Genomic DNA, 1,517 nt, shown 5'->3' with positions numbered 1-1,517 from the left:
TCCATGCCCTTCAATTGCCGAGCAGTTCGAGATCCTTGCCGCCTGATCATTGGCGCGAAAGCGTCGCGTCGTGACCGAAATCACGATTTGCGACAGAACCATCCTGACAACGTGCTACGCCGCTGGCTTGCGCATCTCGGAAGCAGTCCACCTGACGCTCACGGCCATCGACAGCCAGAGAATGGTCATTCGCGTCGCGCAGGGCAAAGGCCAGAAAGACCGCTACGTGATGCTGTCGCCCAAGCTGCTTGCGACCTTGCGCAGCTATTGGAAGGTGCTGCGGCCAAAGGCGTGGCTCTTCCCCGGCGATCGTCCCGGCCAGCCGATCACAAGGAATGCGGTCGCGCATGCCTGCGCGAAGGCGCGAGACCTCTCCGGATTGTCCAAGCCGGTCACGCCCCACAGTCTGCGACACGCCTTCGCTGTCCATCTCTTGGAGACCGGCGCCGACGTGCGCACCATTCAACTGCTGCTTGGTCACCGCAGCCTCGCGACCACCGCCCACTACTTGCGGATTGCCACCAACAAGGTCTGTGCGACGTCCAGCCCGTTCGAGCTCTTGCCGCGTCCAGTGCCCCCGCCGCCGCCGCCTGCCGAGCCGCAGTACTTCTGAGCGGCGCGCCGATGGCCCGCTCGGGGTGGGAAGTGGCGGATATCTTCCGCCGCTACGGCGAGACCTATCGCGCGCAGCATGGCGCGTCGCTCAGCACGGCTCAGCGGCGCGTGATGACGGCGATCGAACTGTGCCGAACGGCGGCGCTCGGCGGGCACGTCGAAGCGTGCGACCAATGCGGCCACCAGCGCATCGCGTTCAACAGCTGCCGCGACCGTCACTGCGTGAAGTGCCAATCGCTCGCTCGTGCGCAATGGCTCGACGACCGGCGCGCCGAGCTTCTCGACACACAGTACTTCCACGTCGTCTTCACGCTGCCGGAGGCCATCGCGGCCATTGCCTATCAGAACAAGGCAGCCGCCTACGCCATTCTCTTCCGTGCGGCCGCCGAGACGCTGCGCACCATCGCCGCCGATCCCAGACACCTGGGCGCCGAGATCGGCTTCTTCGCCGTGCTGCACACCTGGGGCCAGACCCTCGTCTTTCATCCCCACCTGCATTGCGTCGTCGCCGGCGGCGGCCTGTCTGCCAACGGCGAGCGATGGATCGCCTGCCGGCCGGGCTTCTTCCTGCCGGTCCGCGTTCTCTCACGCCTCTTCCGTCGCTTGTATCTGCAACATCTGGAGAAAGCCTTCGAGGCAGGCGAGCTGCAATTCTTCTCTGACTTGAAAGCCCTCAACGAGCGCAGCGCTTTCCTGCGCTATTTGGCTCCCCTGCGAAAGGCCGCATGGGTGGTCTACGCCAAGCCGCCCTTCGCCGGACCGGAAACGGTCCTCGATTACGTCGGCCGCTACACGCACGGCTCCGTCGCAAACTTTTCGGAAAGGTCATTGCTGCATGACGGCTGCTCCTGCTTTCCGGGAGTTTGTCATGTTCAAGGGCCGCCATTTTGATCGATCCGTGA

At 64.3% G+C, this 1,517-nt stretch carries 2 pseudogenes; both read left to right on the top strand.

The features are described 5' to 3' along the window. Window positions 1-94: 94 nt before the first annotated feature. A pseudogene (locus ACFFNA_RS36885) lies at window positions 95-613 on the top strand (tyrosine-type recombinase/integrase); the annotation flags it as partial. A gap of 11 nt (window positions 614-624) precedes the next feature. Beyond that, window positions 625-1,413, top strand: a pseudogene (locus tag ACFFNA_RS36880) (IS91 family transposase); the annotation flags it as partial. Window positions 1,414-1,517: the final 104 nt, after the last annotated feature.

Source organism: Mesorhizobium kowhaii, from assembly GCF_042431665.1.
GTDB classification, from domain to species: Bacteria; Pseudomonadota; Alphaproteobacteria; order Rhizobiales; family Rhizobiaceae; genus Mesorhizobium; species Mesorhizobium kowhaii.
The sequence above is the reverse complement of the archived record's forward strand: the minus strand, read 5'-3'. Positions and strand labels throughout refer to the sequence as shown.